The organism is Enterobacter cloacae complex sp. P29RS (assembly GCF_014893445.1).
In the GTDB taxonomy this organism is placed as follows: Bacteria; Pseudomonadota; Gammaproteobacteria; order Enterobacterales; family Enterobacteriaceae; genus Enterobacter; species Enterobacter intestinihominis.
This window is the reverse complement of record NZ_JADBPZ010000001.1, coordinates 310,530-328,292: the sequence shown is the minus strand read 5'-3', so window position 1 is coordinate 328,292 and position 17,763 is coordinate 310,530. Positions and strand designations below refer to the sequence as shown.

At 56.9% G+C, this 17,763-nt stretch carries 19 protein-coding genes; 12 read left to right on the top strand and 7 right to left on the bottom strand.

All coding sequences use genetic code 11. The annotated features are described in order from the left end of the window. Positions 1-13: 13 nt before the first annotated feature. The 3 genes from prs to lolB form a co-directional block, all read right to left on the bottom strand. The gene (gene prs, locus IM282_RS01505) at positions 14-961 is read right to left on the bottom strand and encodes a ribose-phosphate diphosphokinase (RefSeq protein WP_003856663.1); all 948 of its coding nucleotides are present in this window, start codon (positions 959-961) and stop codon (positions 14-16) included. 125 nt (positions 962-1,086) lie between these two features. Beyond that, positions 1,087-1,956 carry a 4-(cytidine 5'-diphospho)-2-C-methyl-D-erythritol kinase gene (gene ispE / locus IM282_RS01500; protein ID WP_058646415.1) on the bottom strand — a complete coding sequence of 290 codons (870 nt, stop codon included), beginning with the start codon at positions 1,954-1,956 and terminating at the stop codon, positions 1,087-1,089. Next, entirely contained in the window at positions 1,953-2,564 is a 612-nt protein-coding gene (lolB, locus tag IM282_RS01495; RefSeq protein ID WP_003856665.1) for a lipoprotein insertase outer membrane protein LolB, read from the bottom strand. Before lolB ends, ispE begins: the two co-directional genes overlap by 4 nt. Before the next feature lie 201 nt (positions 2,565-2,765). Here lolB and hemA point away from each other — a divergent pair, with 201 nt between their 5' ends. Genes hemA through kdsA form a run of 6 tightly spaced genes read left to right on the top strand, consistent with a single transcriptional unit; the run spans position 2,766 to position 8,069 of the window. Continuing rightward, positions 2,766-4,022: a glutamyl-tRNA reductase gene (gene hemA / locus IM282_RS01490; RefSeq protein ID WP_003856666.1), complete on the top strand. Its 1,257-nt coding sequence runs from the start codon at positions 2,766-2,768 to the stop codon at positions 4,020-4,022. A 41-nt stretch (positions 4,023-4,063) separates the two neighbouring features. Continuing rightward, positions 4,064-5,146 carry a peptide chain release factor 1 gene (gene prfA / locus IM282_RS01485; protein ID WP_003856667.1) on the top strand — a complete coding sequence of 361 codons (1,083 nt, stop codon included), beginning with the start codon at positions 4,064-4,066 and terminating at the stop codon, positions 5,144-5,146. After that, positions 5,146-5,976 (top strand): peptide chain release factor N(5)-glutamine methyltransferase, encoded by an 831-nt coding sequence (gene prmC, locus IM282_RS01480; RefSeq protein WP_192970033.1) that lies wholly within the window; start codon positions 5,146-5,148, stop codon positions 5,974-5,976. The genes prfA and prmC overlap by 1 nt, the downstream gene beginning before the upstream one ends. Then, positions 5,973-6,365 (top strand): invasion regulator SirB2, encoded by a 393-nt coding sequence (gene sirB2 / locus IM282_RS01475; RefSeq protein ID WP_022648377.1) that lies wholly within the window; start codon positions 5,973-5,975, stop codon positions 6,363-6,365. The genes prmC and sirB2 overlap by 4 nt, the downstream gene beginning before the upstream one ends. Positions 6,366-6,368: 3 nt before the next feature. Next, positions 6,369-7,178, top strand: coding sequence for an invasion regulator SirB1 (sirB1, locus tag IM282_RS01470; protein WP_022648376.1), 810 nt, complete (start codon positions 6,369-6,371; stop codon positions 7,176-7,178). 36 nt (positions 7,179-7,214) lie between these two features. Continuing rightward, the gene (kdsA, locus tag IM282_RS01465; protein ID WP_022648375.1) at positions 7,215-8,069 is read left to right on the top strand and encodes a 3-deoxy-8-phosphooctulonate synthase; all 855 of its coding nucleotides are present in this window, start codon (positions 7,215-7,217) and stop codon (positions 8,067-8,069) included. A gap of 106 nt (positions 8,070-8,175) precedes the next feature. On the opposite strand, the gene chaA is transcribed toward kdsA, so the two are convergent. Next, positions 8,176-9,276, bottom strand: a complete 1,101-nt coding sequence (gene chaA, locus IM282_RS01460; protein ID WP_003856672.1) for a sodium-potassium/proton antiporter ChaA — start codon at positions 9,274-9,276, stop codon at positions 8,176-8,178. 268 nt (positions 9,277-9,544) lie between these two features. Between chaA and chaB the strand changes: the two genes are divergently transcribed. Beyond that, the gene (chaB, locus tag IM282_RS01455; protein WP_165716338.1) at positions 9,545-9,775 is read left to right on the top strand and encodes a putative cation transport regulator ChaB; all 231 of its coding nucleotides are present in this window, start codon (positions 9,545-9,547) and stop codon (positions 9,773-9,775) included. 177 nt (positions 9,776-9,952) lie between these two features. Next, on the top strand, positions 9,953-10,648 hold the full coding sequence (locus IM282_RS01450; protein ID WP_017384255.1) for a gamma-glutamylcyclotransferase: 696 nt from the start codon (positions 9,953-9,955) through the stop codon (positions 10,646-10,648). A gap of 30 nt (positions 10,649-10,678) precedes the next feature. On the opposite strand, the gene IM282_RS01445 is transcribed toward IM282_RS01450, so the two are convergent. From IM282_RS01445 to IM282_RS01435, 3 genes are all read right to left on the bottom strand, one after another. Further along, entirely contained in the window at positions 10,679-10,918 is a 240-nt protein-coding gene (locus IM282_RS01445; protein ID WP_015570352.1) for a hypothetical protein, read from the bottom strand. Between the two features lie 196 nt (positions 10,919-11,114). Continuing rightward, positions 11,115-12,899: a methyl-accepting chemotaxis protein gene (locus IM282_RS01440; RefSeq protein WP_023306429.1), complete on the bottom strand. Its 1,785-nt coding sequence runs from the start codon at positions 12,897-12,899 to the stop codon at positions 11,115-11,117. Positions 12,900-13,005: 106 nt separating this feature from the next. Then, on the bottom strand, positions 13,006-13,359 hold the full coding sequence (locus IM282_RS01435) for a DsrE/DsrF/TusD sulfur relay family protein (protein ID WP_023300288.1): 354 nt from the start codon (positions 13,357-13,359) through the stop codon (positions 13,006-13,008). Between the two features lie 73 nt (positions 13,360-13,432). On the opposite strand from IM282_RS01435, the gene nasR reads away from it, so the two are divergent. The 4 genes from nasR (at position 13,433) to IM282_RS01415 (ending at position 17,759) form a co-directional block, all read left to right on the top strand. Next, positions 13,433-14,605 carry a nitrate regulatory protein NasR gene (gene nasR, locus IM282_RS01430; protein WP_045308278.1) on the top strand — a complete coding sequence of 391 codons (1,173 nt, stop codon included), beginning with the start codon at positions 13,433-13,435 and terminating at the stop codon, positions 14,603-14,605. A 227-nt stretch (positions 14,606-14,832) separates the two neighbouring features. Beyond that, positions 14,833-16,080: a CmpA/NrtA family ABC transporter substrate-binding protein gene (locus tag IM282_RS01425; RefSeq protein WP_192970032.1), complete on the top strand. Its 1,248-nt coding sequence runs from the start codon at positions 14,833-14,835 to the stop codon at positions 16,078-16,080. Between the two features lie 2 nt (positions 16,081-16,082). Then, complete coding sequence (gene ntrB, locus IM282_RS01420) at positions 16,083-16,961, top strand: nitrate ABC transporter permease (RefSeq protein WP_022648369.1); 879 nt, start codon at positions 16,083-16,085, stop codon at positions 16,959-16,961. A 9-nt stretch (positions 16,962-16,970) separates the two neighbouring features. Continuing rightward, on the top strand, positions 16,971-17,759 hold the full coding sequence (locus IM282_RS01415) for an ABC transporter ATP-binding protein (RefSeq protein ID WP_042715167.1): 789 nt from the start codon (positions 16,971-16,973) through the stop codon (positions 17,757-17,759). Positions 17,760-17,763 lie beyond the last annotated feature (4 nt).

Sequence of the window (17,763 nt, the reverse complement as noted above, 5' to 3'; positions counted from 1 at the left end):
TGGCCGTGTTCGATCAGTGTTCGAACATTGCAGAGATCGATTCTTCGTTGCTGATACGACGAATCGCTTCGGCCAGCATCCCGGACAGAGTCAACGTACGCACGTTTGGCAGCGCTTTGATCTCGTCGCTCAGTGGGATGGTATCGCACACCACAACTTCGTCGATGACGGAGTTACGCAGGTTGTTTACCGCATTGCCGGAGAAGATCGGGTGTGTTGCGTAAGCGAATACGCGTTTCGCACCACGCTCTTTCAGCGCTTCAGCGGCTTTACACAGCGTACCGCCGGTATCGATCATGTCGTCCACCAACACGCAGTCGCGGCCAGCCACGTCACCGATGATGTGCATCACCTGAGAAACGTTAGCACGCGGACGGCGTTTGTCGATGATCGCCATGTCGGTATCGTTCAGCAGCTTCGCGATAGCTCGAGCACGTACCACGCCGCCGATGTCTGGAGAAACCACAATCGGGTTGTCCAGATTCAGTTGCAGCATGTCTTCCAGCAGGATTGGGCTGCCGAAAACGTTATCAACCGGCACGTCGAAGAAGCCCTGGATCTGCTCTGCGTGCAGGTCGACCGTCAGTACGCGGTCAACGCCGACGCTGGAGAGGAAGTCTGCGACAACTTTAGCGGTGATTGGCACACGCGCGGAACGGACGCGACGGTCCTGACGTGCATAGCCAAAGTAAGGAATAACAGCAGTGATACGGCCAGCAGAAGCGCGACGCAGCGCGTCGACCATAACAACCAATTCCATCAGGTTGTCGTTCGTTGGAGCACAGGTGGACTGGATGATGAAAATATCACCACCGCGTACATTTTCGTTAATTTGTACGCTGACTTCGCCGTCGCTAAAGCGACCTACAGCGGCGTCGCCGAGGGAAGTGTACAGGCGGTTGGCAATACGTTGTGCTAGTTCCGGGGTGGCGTTACCAGCAAAAAGCTTCATATCAGGCACGAGAAGAACCTCAGGCATGCGTCCAGTGGTGGATAGCGTTCGCCGCAAACTGCGGGGCCTAAGCAAACGCTATCCAGGCGGTGTATTAAAGAGCGCGATGCAACGTCTGGAACAGGGTGACGTTGTCACCGAAACTCAGTCTGCGCCAGAATGGCCTGCTGTAGGGGGGAGGTGTTCATCCCGCGTGCTACAAAACCATGCAGCCAATCCGGCGCTTGCTCAAGCACCTGACGGGCGGCGGATTCGGTGTCAAATTCAGCAAAGACACAGGCCCCTGTACCGGTCAGGCGCGACGGCGCGTATTCTAACAGCCAGGAAAGCACCGCATCAACCTCGCGAAAACGTTTTCTTGCGATATCCTCGCAATCGTTGCTGAATTCACAATTTAATAACGTTTTTATTGACCGTACCGGGGTATTTCTTTTCAGGTCAGGATCTTTAAAGATGACCGGGGTAGGAATGCTCACGCCAGGGTGAACGATCAGATACCATTTTTCCGGCGGATCGACCGGCGTGAGGATTTCGCCCACCCCTTCAGCAAACGCCGCGTGGCCGCGTACAAACACTGGTACATCGGCGCCCAGCGTCAACCCTAACGCTGCCAGCTCGTCCGTTGTCAGACCGCAGCCCCACAGATGGTTAAGCGCCACCAAAACGGTTGCAGCATTTGACGAACCGCCGCCAAGACCGCCGCCCATCGGCAGGCGTTTGTCGATACGGATATCCGCACCGCTTCCCGCTGGCAGACGATCCGACGACGACGCCGTTTTCATCAGCAGGCGGGCAGCGCGCACGATCAGGTTATCGTCGTGCGCCACGCCGTCGACTGGCGTCAGCAGGCAAATCTGCCCGTCCTGACGCGGTTCGATTGAGATCGTGTCGCCGTAGTCGACAAACTGAAACAGGGTTTGCAGGGTGTGATAGCCGTCAGCGCGCTGCCCGGTAATGTAGAGAAACAGGTTCAGTTTTGCGGGAGAGGGCCATTGGGTCATCATTTAACGATCCAGTTGTCCATTTTCAGCTTAATACGCTGGCTACCCTGCGTCAGCTCCATATTGGACGGCAGCGATGGTTGCGTCTTGCTGTCATACGCGCTGTACACCACTTTCCAGGTTTTACCGCCCTGGGTGTAGTTAACCTGGCTCAGACGGTATTGGTCATCAAGCGTATAGTCGGTGGCGTCACCCGGCAGGCCAAGGATCCACTGGCGCAGACTATTGAGCGGAATCGGCATCCCGGTCAGCTTGCCAATCATCTCTTCGGCGTCGGTCGCGGTGTAGTGCTGGCCTTTGTTATCGGTGATCTGCGCTTCGCCAGGCTTCGCGTTAAGCTCCAGCTCGGTGCTGCCCAGCGGGTTGAGCAGCAGCAGGCGATAGTTGTCCTGCCCCGTTTGCTGCCAGAAGAAGCGAGCATAAACTTTTTGTTCGTCAGAGAGATATGCAAATGCACCGCGGGTCTGGTACTGGCTTAATTTCAGCACATCCTGCTGGTGCTGACGCCACTGCGGTGAGTCGGGGCTTTTGCCCGGGCCTTTCGGCTGATGAACGGAACAGGCGGTCAGAACCAGGGCCGCCAGAGGCAGCAGGCGAATCATTCGGGTCATAATGATGACAAATCCTTGAGATACGTTGCAGTTATAACTGTTAATGCTAGCGTTGAAGGGTGCCACCGTCTACGTTCAAATTATCTCAAAGCGCGGCGTAAGCTATTACTCCGAAAGGGGGCAGTCTCTTTTATTGATCTCGCGCATCCTGTATGATGCGTCCTGCTAACCTTATTAACGCTGGTACTACTCCCGCTCAACATGACCCTATTAGCACTCGGTATTAACCACAAAACGGCCCCGGTTTCACTGCGAGAACGCGTTACGTTTTCGCCGGATACGCTCGACCTGGCGCTGGATAGCCTGCTTGCACAGCCGATGGTGCAGGGTGGCGTGGTGCTGTCGACGTGCAACCGTACCGAGCTCTATTTAAGCGTGGAAGAGCAGGACAACCTGCACGAGGCGCTGATCCGCTGGCTATGTGACTATCACAACCTCAACGAAGAAGAGCTGCGCAACAGCCTGTACTGGCATCAGGATAACGATGCGGTCAGCCATCTGATGCGTGTGGCCAGCGGTCTGGATTCGCTGGTGCTGGGCGAGCCGCAGATCCTCGGCCAGGTGAAAAAAGCCTTCGCGGATTCCCAGAAAGGGCATCTGAAAGCCAGCGAACTGGAGCGAATGTTCCAGAAGTCATTCTCCGTGGCGAAGCGTGTGCGAACCGAAACCGACATTGGCGCCAGTGCGGTTTCGGTTGCTTTCGCGGCCTGTACTCTTGCCCGTCAAATCTTTGAATCGCTGTCGACCGTCACCGTACTGCTGGTGGGGGCGGGCGAAACCATCGAGCTGGTGGCGCGCCATCTTCGCGAACACAAGGTGAAGAAGATGATCATCGCTAACCGCACCCGCGAACGTGCGCAGGTGCTGGCAGATGAAGTGGGCGCTGAGGTGATTGCGCTGAGCGACATCGATGAACGTCTGAAAGAGGCGGACATTATTATCAGTTCTACCGCCAGCCCGCTGCCGATTATCGGGAAAGGGATGGTCGAGCGTGCGCTGAAATCCCGCCGCAATCAGCCGATGCTGCTGGTGGATATCGCCGTTCCGCGTGATGTCGAACCGGAAGTGGGCAAACTGGCGAACGCCTACCTGTACAGCGTGGATGACCTGCAAAGCATCATTTCGCACAACCTTGCCCAGCGTAAGGCGGCGGCTGTGCAGGCGGAAACCATCGTTGAACAGGAAACCAGCGAATTTATGGCCTGGCTGCGCGCGCAAAGCGTCAGCGAGACCATCCGCGAATACCGCGGTCAGGCGGAGCAGGTGCGTGATGACCTGACGGCCAAAGCGTTAGCGGCCCTTGAACAGGGCGGCGACGCGCAGGCGATTATGCAGGATTTAGCCTGGAAACTGACCAACCGCCTGATCCATGCCCCAACCAAATCTCTTCAGCAGGCTGCCCGTGACGGGGACGATGAACGCCTGACTATTCTGCGCAACAGCCTCGGGCTGGAATAGCGCCCTATACCCATTTTCTAAGACAAGGTGCATTTACGCCTATGAAGCCTTCTATCGTCGCTAAACTGGAAGCTCTGCACGAGCGCCATGAAGAAGTCCAGGCGCTGCTCGGCGATGCCGGGACCATTGCCGACCAGGAACGTTTTCGCGCGCTGTCGCGTGAATACGCGCAGTTAAGTGATGTTTCAAAATGCTTTACCGACTGGCGACAGGTCCAGGAAGATATCGAAACCGCGCAGATGATGCTCGACGATCCTGAAATGCGCGAGATGGCCCAGGAAGAGTTGCAGGACGCTAAAGCGCGGTCAGAAGAGATGGAGCAGCAGCTTCAGGTCCTTCTGCTGCCAAAAGATCCGGACGATGAGCGTAACGCTTTTGTGGAAGTCCGCGCCGGTACCGGCGGCGACGAAGCGGCGCTGTTCGCCGGAGATCTGTTCCGTATGTACAGCCGTTATGCGGAATCACGCCGCTGGCGCGTGGAGATCATGAGCGCCAACGAAGGCGAGCATGGCGGCTACAAAGAGGTTATCGCCAAAATCAGCGGCGACGGCGTTTATGGTCGGCTGAAGTTTGAATCCGGCGGTCACCGCGTGCAGCGCGTGCCTGCAACAGAATCTCAGGGCCGCATTCACACCTCGGCCTGTACGGTAGCGGTCATGCCCGAGCTGCCGGAAGCGGAACTGCCGGATATCAACCCGGCGGATCTGCGCATCGACACCTTCCGCTCTTCAGGGGCGGGTGGTCAGCACGTTAACACCACCGACTCCGCTATCCGTATTACTCACCTGCCCACCGGGATTGTGGTTGAGTGTCAGGACGAGCGATCCCAGCACAAGAACAAAGCTAAGGCGTTATCCGTGCTGGGTGCCCGTATCCACGCGGCGGAAATGGCGAAACGCCAGCAGGCGGAAGCCTCTACCCGCCGTAACCTGCTGGGCAGCGGCGACCGTAGCGATCGTAACCGCACCTATAACTTCCCGCAGGGGCGCGTAACCGACCACCGCATCAACCTGACGCTCTACCGTCTGGATGAGGCAATGGAAGGCAAGCTCGATATGCTGATTGAGCCTATCGTGCAGGAATACCAGGCCGACCAGCTGGCGGCGCTGTCCGAGCAGGATTAATGGATTTTCAGCGCTGGTTACGTGAGGCGGCCCGTGAACTTTCAGAAAGTGAAAGCCCGAAGCGGGACGCCGAAATTCTGCTTGAGCATGTGACGGGTAAAGCCCGCACGTATCTGCTGGCTTTCGGCGAAACCGAACTGACAGCTGAACAGCTATCGCAGCTGGGGGCACTGCTCGCCCGCCGTAAAACCGGCGAGCCGGTGGCGCATCTGGTTGGCGAGCGCGAGTTCTGGTCACTTCCGCTGTATGTCTCAGCGGCGACGCTGATCCCGCGCCCGGACACCGAGTGTCTGGTGGAGCAGGCGCTGGCGCGGTTACCGGCGCAGTCGTGTCAGATCCTCGATCTGGGTACCGGCACCGGTGCGATTGCGCTGGCGCTTGCCAGCGAGCGGCCGGACTGCACCGTGACGGCGGTAGACGTGATGCCTGATGCGGTCGCCCTCGCGCGGCGCAACGTTGAACGGCTGGGGTTGAACAATGTTTCCGTTCTGCAAAGCAGCTGGTTTGCCGCGCTTGAAAGCCGCATGTTCGAAATGATTGTCAGCAATCCGCCCTACATCGACGAAGACGATCCGCATCTCGCGCAGGGCGACGTGCGTTTTGAACCGTTGACCGCGCTGGTCGCTGCGAATCAGGGACTTGCGGATCTCGATCACATTGTGACAACGTCACGGCAACATTTGCTTCCCGGAGGCTGGCTGCTGGTGGAACATGGGTGGACGCAGGGAGAGGCGGTGCGAGCACTGTTTACGCGTGCCGGATACGCCGCCGTGGAAACCTGCCGGGATTACGGCGGCAATGAACGTCTGACGCTGGGGCAGTGGCCATGAGCCTGTTTACGCTGCTGATCTCCGTTCACCTGGTTTCCGTTGCCCTGACCATCGGCTTTTTCATTGTCCGCTACTGGTGGCGCTACAGCAATAATCCGCTGATTAACGCCCGCTGGGTACGTATCGCCCCACACGGTATCGACACAGTGCTGTTCCTTTCCGGAGCCGGGTTAATGTGGAAGACCGGCTATCTGCCATTTACTGATAAAGGCCTATGGCTGACTGAAAAGCTGTTTGGCGTTATCATCTACATCGTTTTGGGTTTTATCGCGCTTGGGCGTCATCGTCCGCGCAGCCAGCAGACAGGGTTTATCGCCTTTCTGCTGGGTCTGGTGGTGCTGTACATCATCATTAAACTCGCCACCACAAGAATACCGTTACTGGGGTAAGTCATGAGGTCCTTAGCCGATTTCGAATTTAACAAAGTGCCGCTATGCGATGGTATGATCCTGATTTCAGAGATGATCCGCGACGATTTCACATCACAGTACGTTTACGCTGAACTGGAAAATCTGGTCAGCCTGGCGCGCGAAGAGATCAATCAGGCACGTCCGCAAGACTGGCAATTAGAGAAGCTGATTGAGCTTTTCTACGGCGAATGGGGTTTCTGCGACACGCGAGGCGTGTATCGCCTGTCTGACGCACTGTGGCTCGACCAGGTGCTGAAAAATCGACAGGGTAGCGCCGTCGCGTTGGGCGCCATTTTACTGTGGGTTGCGCACCGACTGGATATTCCACTGGTGCCGGTCATTTTCCCGACGCAGATGATTTTGCGGGCGGAGTGGCTGGACGGTGAGATGTGGTTAATCAATCCGTTTAACGGGGACACGCTGGATGAGCATACGCTGGACGTCTGGCTGAAAGGCAACATCAGCCCGATAGCGGAGCTGTTCAATGAAGATCTCGATGAAGCCGATAACGCCGAAGTGATCCGCAAGCTGTTGGATACGCTGAAGTCTGCGCTGATGGAAGAGCGTCAGATGGAGCTGGCCCTGCGCGCAAGCGAAGTGCTGTTGCAGTTCAATCCGGAAGATCCGTACGAAATCCGCGACCGCGGCCTGATTTATGCGCAGCTCGACTGCGAGCACGTGGCGCTGAATGATTTGAATTATTTCGTCGAGCAATGTCCGGAAGACCCGATCAGCGAAATGATTCGCGCGCAGATCAACGCGATCGCGCATAAACACATTACACTGCATTAATCTTAATTCCGATTCACACCTGAATAAGGCGATCCTATGAAACAAAAAGTGGTTAGCATTGGTGATATCAACGTGGCAAACGACCTGCCGTTCGTGCTGTTTGGCGGTATGAACGTTCTGGAATCCCGCGATCTCGCTATGCGCATCTGCGAACACTACGTGACCGTGACCCAGAAGCTGGGCATCCCGTACGTGTTTAAAGCCTCTTTTGACAAAGCCAACCGCTCCTCCATTCACTCCTACCGTGGCCCGGGCCTGGAAGAGGGGATGAAGATTTTCCAGGAGCTGAAACAGACGTTTGGCGTGAAAGTGATCACCGACGTGCACGAAGCGTCTCAGGCACAGCCCGTGGCTGATGTGGTAGACGTGATTCAGCTTCCGGCGTTCCTGGCGCGCCAGACTGACCTGGTAGAAGCGATGGCGAAAACCGGTGCCGTGATTAACGTGAAAAAACCGCAGTTCGTGAGCCCTGGCCAGATGGGTAACATCGTCGATAAGTTTATCGAAGGTGGTAACGACCAGGTGATCCTGTGCGACCGTGGTTCAAACTTCGGTTATGACAACCTGGTTGTGGATATGCTGGGCTTCAGCGTAATGAAGAACGTCTCTAACCAGTCTCCGGTGATTTTCGACGTGACCCACTCCCTGCAATGTCGCGACCCGTTTGGCGCCGCGTCTGGCGGGCGTCGTGCGCAGGTGACCGAACTGGCGCGCGCCGGTATGGCAACCGGCCTGGCGGGTCTGTTCATTGAAGCGCACCCGGATCCGGTTAACGCGAAATGCGACGGTCCATCCGCGCTGCCGCTGGATAAGCTGGAGCCATTCCTGAAACAGATCAAAGCGATTGACGATCTGGTGAAGAGCTTCGACGAGCTGGATACCAGCAACTAATAAAAAAACCCGCTTCGGCGGGTTTTTCTTTGCCCGGCGGCGCTACGCTTGCGCGGGCCTACGGGTTTCGTAGGCCGGGTAAGCGCAGCGCCATCCGGCAAAAAAATTACGCAAATATCGTCATCAGATACGCAATAAACAGCGCCATATGCGCCGCGCCGTTCAGCACATTGGTGCGGCCGGTTGAGAAGGAAATCTGGCACAGGAGTAGCGACGCTACCATCACAATCATCTCTGGTGCACCCAGCGCAAACTGCAATTCATTCCCCGTCATAAAGGCAATAAGCGTTACCACCGGAACGGTAAGGGAGATGGTCGCCAGAACGGAGCCAAAGAACAGATTCATCGCACGCTGCACCTGATTATTGAGCACCGCTTTCAGCGCTCCCAGGCCTTCTGGCGACAGGATCAACAGGGCTACCAGGAAACCGGTAAAGGCGACCGGCGCGTTCAGTTCAGTTAACAGCGCCTCCAGCGGGTTAGCATTCATCTTGGTGACCGCAATTACCGCAATCAGATGCACGATCAGCCAAACCGTGTGCCACGCGCTGCTGTGGGCCGACGGCTTACCGTGATGCGGGTCATCATCGTCGCCGTCGTCTTCATGCTCGTAAACAAACAGGCTCTGGTGCGTTTTGGTCTGGATCAGCAAGAACACGCCGTACATTGCCGCGGAAATCAGCGCCACCAGCAGCGCCTGGCCGGTGGTGAAGTTTGCGCCCGGCAATGCCATCGGGAATACCAGCACGATAATCGCCAGCGGGAACAGGGCGATCAGATACTGTTTAATGCCAAAAAGGTTCATGTACTGGGTGGCAAATTTGCGGCCACCTAATAAAAGCGAAAAACCGACCAGGCCGCCGGTAACAATCATAATGATGGAGTAGAGCGTATCGCGCATTAACGTTGGTGCGGCGTCGCCGGTGGCCATTAATGCGGAAATTAGACTGACCTCAAGAATCACAACCGAAAGGCTTAAAATTAATGACCCATACGGCTCTCCAAGACGGTGGGCTAAAACATCCGCATGGCGTACCACGCTAAATGCACTGGTTAAAATACCCACCAGAGCCAGAATATTGATCCCCACAACCACTGGCAATGACTGACTGCTTCCCCAGAAGAGCAGCACAGCCAGTGCCAGAACCGGGAAAATGAGAGAGGTCTCCTTGTGGCGGGTCTTTACCGCCTCGTGTGTTGCTGTCATGTGTTTCTCCAACAGTGCAGGTGCTTGTAATTATAGATAGATTTTGAGGGTGTTAAATTAACAGAAAACGGTTAAATACCCTGTATTTTTTACTTAATTTTACCCTTTAATGGGATTTTTCTTCCTGAAGCTTATAATACCTTATTTACACAAAATAATAATTTAATAACAATGGTTTGTGCTATTAAATAGTTCATTTCTGGCTGTCGGCTGGCACCCTGGCGTATCGTCGTCCACACTTATCTTTTAGCCAAAAGAGAGGTTAACGATGCCATACGAATCGAAAAGCGAATTACCGGATAACGTGCAAAACGTACTGCCTGCCCACGCTCAGGATATCTATAAAGAAGCCTTTAACAGCGCCTGGGATCAGTACAAAGATAAAGAAGATCGCCGGGACGATGCCAGCCGTGAAGAGACGGCGCATAAAGTGGCCTGGGCCGCCGTAAAAAATGACTATGAGAAAGGGGATGATGACAAATGGCACAAAAAGAAATAGCTGCCGAATAATACGCTGCCTCCATTTTGACATTTCAGGCGGTTGAACTGCCGCTGTATTGCATCTGGCCCGCGAATTGCTTATCGTTGCTCAACTGCTGTTAAAATGAACAGCACAGAATGCCGGGAAGGCGCATTAAAGATGTCGCAAGGAAGCATGCAGTGGCGGAGGTGGAATGTGTTAACGCGTGATTTCTTGATGAAGGCAGATTGTAAGACGGCATTTGGTGCTATTGAGGAATCGCTTCTGTGGTCGGCTGAACAACGTGCGGCGTCGCTTGCGGCAACGCTGGCCTGCCGCCCGGATGATGGCCCGGTCTGGATTTTTGGTTACGGCTCGCTGATGTGGAACCCGGCGCTCGAGTTTGTTGAATCGGCAACCGGAACGCTGCCTGGCTGGCACCGCGCCTTCTGTTTGCGCCTGACCGCCGGACGCGGCAGCGCCTGTCAGCCTGGACGTATGCTTGCACTAAAAGAGGGCGGGCGCACCACGGGCGTGGCATACCGGCTGCCGGATACCACGCTGGAAGATGAGCTGACGCTGCTGTGGAAGCGCGAGATGATCACCGGCTGCTATATGCCCAGCTGGTGCAAGCTGGAACTGGACGACGGCCGCACCGTCAACGCGCTGGTGTTCATTATGGATCCGCGCCACCCGCTGTATGAAGCCGACACCCGAACCCAGGTGATTGCCCCGCTGATTGCCGCCGCCAGTGGACCGCTGGGCACTAACGCCCAGTACCTTTTCTCGCTCGATCAGGAGCTGACGCGTCTCGGTATGCAGGACGACTGTCTGAGTGAGCTGGTGGTGAAGGTTAAAGCGCTGCTGGAAGGGAACCCGCTCAGCAATACGCTGCGCCCGGGTTTTGCCTGATAATACGCCCGGCTGGCCGGGCGTTTATGGTTATGCTGCCACGTAACTTACGGAATGTTCGAGCGACTGGCTGTGGCTGTCGATCAGCACATCCCAGGTGCCGGTGTAAGGCACCGTCAGCCAGGCCTTATCATCCTGGACGGTAAGGATATCTGCCTGCGATTGCTTTTGCCCTTTTGTACTCATCAGATGGATGCGGCAACGTTCTGAGCAACGCACCACTACCGTATCCCCGCCAAACAGTTTCAGACTCGTTTTAACTCGTGCCATTTTTTATACCCTGTCGTTTTTGCCCATCCCGAGCGTGATGTTGTTCACAATTTACTCATTGCATAACACCAAAGGGGAAGGTGGGTGATGCTGATTTCGATCAAAAAATGGCGCAACGATTAAACAAAAATGACAAAATTTCTGAAACCTTTCAGCCGACGCGCGTTTTCCCTGCTTAACGCGCGTCCGGGAAAAATTATATGCGGAAATGGCCAGCGGTCTCAGCAAGGTCGCCCGCCTGGCTTTGCAGCGCGCTGGCCGCCGCAGCAGACTGTACAACGAGTTCAGCGTTCTGCTGCACCATGCGATCCAGGTGAGTCACCGCGTGGTTAATTTCATGGATCCCTTTCATCTGCTCGCGGGTGGCAATAGATATTTCACGCATAATGCCAGACACGCTCCCGACGCTGGCGCGGATCTCATCCATGCTGTCGCCCGCAAGGTGCACAAACCGGGAGCCGGTTGCAACGCTTTCGGTAGTTGAGTCAATAAGGGATTTGATCTCTTTCGCCGCCTGAGCGCTGCGGCTGGCCAGATTACGCACTTCCCCCGCAACGACCGCGAACCCACGGCCCTGCTCACCGGCACGAGCCGCTTCGACGGAGGCGTTAAGCGCCAGAATGTTGGTCTGGAAGGCGATGCCGTCAATCACGCTGGTGATATCGCCAATCTTTGCAGAAGCCACTTCGATGGACTGCATGGTGCTGATTGCCTGCGAGACAACTTCGCCGCCGCGCGCTGCGGCCGCAGAGGCCTTACTGGCCTGGTCGTTGGCTTCTTCGGCCGATTCATTCGACTGGGTAACGGAGGCGGTTATCTCTTCCACGGCGCTGGCGGTCTCACGCAGGCTGGACGCGGCCTGCTCGGTACGTCCGGAGAGATCCTGGTTGCCTGCCGCAATCTCCTGCGCGGCGTTTTTCACTGAGGCGCTGGCGTCGCGAAGCTGGACCATCACCACCGAGAGCTTATTGCTGAAGGCGTTAAACGCCTGCGCAATTTGCGCCACTTCGTCATCACCGCTATCCGGCAGACGCTGGGACAGATCGTTGGTGCCGTTGGCAATGCTGTGCATCGCGTCGCGAATGTCGGACAGGCGCTTAAGCAGGCGGGCTATCAGGAGGTGGACAATGGCGCCGCTCAGAAGCGCCAGAATCACCAGCGAGATTGCCGACGCTTTCAGCAAGGAACGCATGCCGGAGGTGGCGTCGCTGCTGTCGAGGGCGACGACCAGCAGCCAGTTCGTGCCCGGCACGGCTGAGGCGATAAAGGTTTTTTCCTCATCATTCAGCGTCCCGTCGACCGGATTACCGCTCTTCAGCGCCGCAAGGTCGATGCCTTTGATCGTCCCGGTAAACGGCTTCAGCGTCAGGGTCGGCTCGTTGGCGGCAATAACCGTGCCGTCGCTGTTCAGGAGCAACCCGCTGCTGGCAGGCGTTGGGTGGATCCCGCGCACGTTCGCCACCACGCTATCCATGGCGACATCGCCCGCTACCACTGCTTTCAGAGTACCATTCTCCTTCACCGGTACGGCAAACGTCACCACCAGCTTCCCGGTCCCGGCATCAACGTAGGGCGCCGTCACAACCGGGCCGTCCGTGCTCACCACCTGCTGATACCAGGGACGAATGGTTGGGTCATAATCCGCCGGGACCCCCGCAGGATCGGAGAATTTCGCCGTCTTGCTGGCGTAGCCTGCGTAGACGTTGGTGAAGCCGCCCGCCTGGGCTAATTGCTTAAACACCGGAACCGGATCGTCAGCCAGCGCGATGCTCTGCGCGGAGGCAATCACCGTCATTTTGCTTTTGACCCAGTCGGCAATCGCCATATTGTGGCTGGCGCTGGTGCTGGTCAGTATATCGCGCTGCGACTGCTGATTATCCTGGCGCGTGACCTGAAAGTTGATAATGGTATTAAGAAGAAGGGCGACGACCATACAGCCTGTCGTCGCCGCAATGATGCGGGCGCGAATGGATCTGAACATAAGTGTAATACCTGCTGTGTTGTTTCCATGCCTATCGGCAATGGCGCAGGTAAACTTGATGCTGAAACCGCGTCCATAAGAAAATAATATTTTTAGCGATTTATTATTAAAAAGTTAATACTTTATCAGCGGTAAGAGTCCATTCAGCCAGTTCAACCAGCGTGCCAATTTCCACGCCATCAATCAGGGGCAGCCCGGTAATGCCGCGACCGTCGGTACAGGTTTTGCACAGCTTGACCGGAACGTTTTGCGCGGTCAGGATCTCCAGCATGTGTTGTATGTTGTAGCCCTCAGCGGGTTTCTGCCCCTTCAGCGCGGCCGTGACGGCATCGGACATCAAAAAGAGGCGCAGCTCCAGCTCACTCTCCTTATCGCGCAGCGCGATTGCCAGGCGCAGACTGTTAAAAAGGGATTCACTGCCGTAGGCCGCACCGTTGGCGACGATCACAATCTTCTGCATGTTGACTCCTGTTCTTTGAAAAGGCACGAATATTGCTTCTCATACCGAAGAAAATGTATCGGAGAGAGAAACGATGACGATAGTGGCTGGCAGTTCGCCTGGCGCGACCGAATGGTTCCAGCGTGCAAGAATGCTGCGGGAGGAACAGCTCGGCAGATTAGCGCAGCTGGGCGCACTGGTGAACGGCATCAGTCGACTGGTGCATATGCTACAGTGCGAACGCGGTGCGTCAAATGTCTGGCTCTGCTCGCAGGGTAAATTGTACGGGCCTGAATGCAAGGCCAGCAGGGCTTTGGTGGATGAAAACCTTGCTGCATTGCACCTCCTGTTTAGCGAACCGCTGCCGGGCAGCGCCCTCTGCGAACGTATCGCCAGCGCACTGCACGGCCTTGAAACGCTGACGGTGCTGCGTGATGGCGTTACAGGTCAACGCGTCACCGCGCCGCAGGCGATGGAACACTACAGCCGCATACTGCGTCATCTGCTCAATATCGTACCTCAACTCAGCGACAGCATTGACGATCCGCACATCGCGGGCCGATTTGTGGCCCTTTACAGCCTGATGCAGGGCAAAGAACTTGTGGGACAAGAGCGGGCGTTAGGGGCTATTGGTTTCACCCAGGGATTCTTTGACGATGAAACTCGCCAGCGGCTGGTGGATCGCATTGATGGCCAGCAGGCCTGCTTTGAGGTTTTTATCTCCCATTGCACTCCAGACGTGCAGGAGACGTTTACCCTCAACTGTCAGCCGGGTCTGGAGACTGAAAAACTCAGGCGTGAAGCGTGCACCCGCCAGCCTCCGGCAGATAATGGCGATACCGCCCTCAAATGGTTTGCCCTGCAAACCGCGCGCCTTGAGCATCTGCGCACGCTGGAGGAGGTGGCCATTGCCGATCTGATGACGGCAGTTGAGGAGCGTCGCTATAGCGAAAACCTGCACGTAGACGATGAGTACGACGATATCCTGGCGCGATTTCCGGACAGACCACTGCTGCCGCTGGTGCGCCAGCAGGCGCGTGAAATTGAGCAACTCTCCCGTCAGCTTGCTTCCCTGCGCGACACGCTGGAGGAGCGCAAGACCATCGACAAGGCCAAAAGCGTGCTAATGACGCATCAGAACATGAGCGAGGAGCAGGCGTGGACAGCCCTGCGCAAAATGGCGATGGATAAAAACCAACGCATGGTGGATATCGCCCGTGCGCTCCTTACGGTGAAAAATTTGTGGAAGGTACCCCCTGGGGAGTAGTTGCACAGTCAGTGGGCATTTTATGCCTGATTGAGGTGCGTAAAACAGCGCTCTCCTTGCAGAAACCCCGTAACGCCGGGGTTAAAAAGCTGGCATCACCTTTGCATTAACAGATTAACTATTTTTGACGATGCGCCAACGGCGGTGCATACGTCTTCGGGATAAAGGCGTCCAGCGGTGCTTCAGCACCGTCGGGCGCTTTTTTTTGCCTTTTTTCAGGAGCAATTATGGCGGATTTGTCGAGACGGCGGTTATTGCAGGCCAGCATGCTGGCGAGTGGTGCGATGCTGTTGCCGGGTGTCATGCAGGCCGCATGGGCGGCGGGGTCAGATAAGCCGGAGCGGGATACCGTGCGTATTGGGTTTATCCCCCTGACCGATTGCGCGCCAGTGGTTATCGCGGCCCTGAAAGGGTTCGATAAAAAACACGGCATTACCATTGTACCTACCAAGGAGGCGAGCTGGGCGGCGGTGCGCGACAAACTGGTGGCGGGGGAGCTGGACGCCGCACACATTCTTTACGGCCTGCTGTACGGACTGGAGCTGGGTATCGCGGGCAAGCCGCAGCAGATGGCGAACCTGATGACTCTCAACCAGAACGGTCAGGCCATTACGCTCTCCAGCGATCTGGCGGAGAAGGGCATTCGCGATCTCGACGGGCTGAAAAAGCTGATTACACAGCAGGCACCGGGAACCTACACCTTCGCGCATACCTTCCCGACGGGGACACACGCTATGTGGCTCTACTACTGGCTGGCCAGTGCGGGCATTAACCCGTTTGACGACGTGCGCACTGTGGTGGTCCCGCCGCCACAGATGGTGATGAACATGCGCATCGGCAACATGGTCGGGTTCTGCGTCGGCGAGCCGTGGAACGCGCGGGCGATTAACGACCGCATCGGGTTTACCGCCGCCACGTCACAGTCCATCTGGGCCGATCACCCGGAAAAGATCCTCGGCACCCGACGCGACTGGGTGGTGAAAAATCCGCACACCGCACGGGCGCTGGTGAGCGCCGTGATGGAAGCCGCGCGCTGGATCGAGGCGTCAGCGGAAAACAAACGTGAAACCGCGCAGATCCTCTCGCGCCGCGCATGGCTCAACTGCAAGGAACAGTACCTCACCGGACGCATGCTCGGCGAATACGACAACGGGCTCGGTCAGCGCTGGCAGGATGCGCACCCGATCCGTTTCTTCAATGAGGGTGCCGTGAGCTACCCGTATCTCTCCGACGGCATGTGGTTCTTAACCCAGTTCCGCCGCTGGGGTTTGCTCAACGCCGCGCCAGATTATGCGGGCATCGCACAGCGCATTAACCAGACCGCGGTCTGGCAGGATGCCGCGACCGCCGTGGGCGGCATGTCCACACCGTCAGCACCGTATCGCAGCAGTACCCTGATGGACGGCACCGTCTGGAACGGCACCGATCCGGAAGGGTACGCCAACCGCTTCGCCATTCACCGTAAAGGGGCCTGAGTATGCAGCATCTGCAAAATACGCAACCACAAGAGAAGTCAGAGAGCGGGGAAGTGATTGTCCTGCCTCCGCTACAGGTTCGCCGTCGTGCGCCAGCGTTTACGCGTCGGATGAATGAGTTTTTACAGCGCGTCATCCCGGCGCTGCTCGGTCTCGGTCTGCTGGTGGTGCTCTGGCAGCTGGCGGCGATAAACAGTAAAGGTTTCCCGACGCCGCTCAGCACGCTTGATTCGGCCATGACCCTGTTTGCCGATCCGTTTTATCGCGACGGGCCAAATGATATGGGCATTGGCTGGAACGTGCTGGCGTCGTTGCAGCGCGTCGCCATCGGCTTCGGTCTGGCGGCGCTGGCGGGCATTCCGCTGGGCTTTTTGATTGGGCGCTTCACCTTTTTCTCCCGCATGTTCAACCCGTTGATCGCGCTCCTGCGTCCGGTCAGCCCGCTGGCCTGGCTGCCTATCGGCCTGCTGCTGTTCCAGAAAGCGGAGCCCGCGTCGAGCTGGACCATTTTCATCTGCTCCATCTGGCCGATGGTCATTAACACCGCCGAAGGGGTACGCCGTATTCCGCAGGACTACCTCAACGTGGCCCGGGTGCTGCAACTCTCAGAGTGGACCATCATGCGCCGCATTCTTTTCCCCGCCGTGCTGCCTGCGGTGTTGACCGGGGTACGTCTCTCCATTGGCATTGCCTGGCTGGTGATTGTCGCCGCCGAGATGCTCACCGGAGGTTTAGGCATTGGCTTCTGGATCTGGAATGAGTGGAACAACCTCAACGTCGAAAACATTCTCATCGCCATCGTCATCATTGGCGTGGTCGGGTTGCTGCTGGAACAGGGGCTGATGCTGATCGCCCGTCGCTTTAGCTGGCAGGAAAAATAAGGAGTGAAGATGAAACCTTTAATTCAGGTCCAGGCCGTGAGCCAGCGTTTTTCCACCGCCAGCGGCGAGTTTCTGGCACTGCAAAACGTCTCTTTTGATATCCACGAGGGCGAAACCGTCAGTCTGATTGGTCACTCCGGCTGCGGCAAGTCGACGCTGTTAAACCTGATCGCCGGGATCACGCTGCCGACGGAAGGCGGGCTGATTTGCGACAACCGCGAAATCGCCGGACCGGGGCCTGAGCGTGCGGTAGTGTTCCAGAACCATTCGCTGCTGCCGTGGTTAACCTGCTTCGACAACGTGGCGCTGGCGGTGGATCAGGTCTTCCGTCGCACCATGAGTAAGGCCGAGCGCAAAGAGTGGATTGAGCACAATCTCGACCGGGTGCAGATGGGCCACGCGCTGCATAAGCGCCCCGGGGAGATCTCCGGCGGTATGAAGCAGCGCGTCGGTATTGCCCGGGCGCTGGCAATGAAGCCGAAAGTGCTGCTTATGGATGAGCCGTTTGGCGCGCTCGATGCGCTGACGCGTGCCCATCTTCAGGACTCGGTGATGCAGATCCAGCAGGCGCTGAACACCACCATCGTGCTCATCACCCACGATGTGGACGAGGCGGTACTGCTCTCTGACCGCGTACTGATGATGACCAACGGCCCGGCGGCCACCGTGGGTGAGATCTTGCGCGTCGATCTGCCGCGCCCGCGCAACCGGGTGCAGCTGGCGGACGATAGCCGCTATCACCACATGCGCCAGCAAATCCTCCATTTCCTCTACGAAAAACAGCCGAAAGCGGCGTAATGAG

Coding starts and splice junctions, on each gene's coding strand:
- ispE (WP_058646415.1), bottom strand. CDS start 1,956: ATGATGACCCAATGGCCCTCTCCCGCAAAACTGAACCTGTTTCTCTAC.
- lolB (WP_003856665.1), bottom strand. CDS start 2,564: ATGACCCGAATGATTCGCCTGCTGCCTCTGGCGGCCCTGGTTCTGACC.
- hemA (WP_003856666.1), top strand. CDS start 2,766: ATGACCCTATTAGCACTCGGTATTAACCACAAAACGGCCCCGGTTTCA.
- prfA (WP_003856667.1), top strand. CDS start 4,064: ATGAAGCCTTCTATCGTCGCTAAACTGGAAGCTCTGCACGAGCGCCAT.
- prmC (WP_192970033.1), top strand. CDS start 5,146: ATGGATTTTCAGCGCTGGTTACGTGAGGCGGCCCGTGAACTTTCAGAA.
- sirB2 (WP_022648377.1), top strand. CDS start 5,973: ATGAGCCTGTTTACGCTGCTGATCTCCGTTCACCTGGTTTCCGTTGCC.
- sirB1 (WP_022648376.1), top strand. CDS start 6,369: ATGAGGTCCTTAGCCGATTTCGAATTTAACAAAGTGCCGCTATGCGAT.
- kdsA (WP_022648375.1), top strand. CDS start 7,215: ATGAAACAAAAAGTGGTTAGCATTGGTGATATCAACGTGGCAAACGAC.
- chaA (WP_003856672.1), bottom strand. CDS start 9,276: ATGACAGCAACACACGAGGCGGTAAAGACCCGCCACAAGGAGACCTCT.
- chaB (WP_165716338.1), top strand. CDS start 9,545: ATGCCATACGAATCGAAAAGCGAATTACCGGATAACGTGCAAAACGTA.
- IM282_RS01445 (WP_015570352.1), bottom strand. CDS start 10,918: ATGGCACGAGTTAAAACGAGTCTGAAACTGTTTGGCGGGGATACGGTA.
- IM282_RS01440 (WP_023306429.1), bottom strand. CDS start 12,899: ATGTTCAGATCCATTCGCGCCCGCATCATTGCGGCGACGACAGGCTGT.
- IM282_RS01435 (WP_023300288.1), bottom strand. CDS start 13,359: ATGCAGAAGATTGTGATCGTCGCCAACGGTGCGGCCTACGGCAGTGAA.
- nasR (WP_045308278.1), top strand. CDS start 13,433: ATGACGATAGTGGCTGGCAGTTCGCCTGGCGCGACCGAATGGTTCCAG.
- IM282_RS01425 (WP_192970032.1), top strand. CDS start 14,833: ATGGCGGATTTGTCGAGACGGCGGTTATTGCAGGCCAGCATGCTGGCG.
- ntrB (WP_022648369.1), top strand. CDS start 16,083: ATGCAGCATCTGCAAAATACGCAACCACAAGAGAAGTCAGAGAGCGGG.
- IM282_RS01415 (WP_042715167.1), top strand. CDS start 16,971: ATGAAACCTTTAATTCAGGTCCAGGCCGTGAGCCAGCGTTTTTCCACC.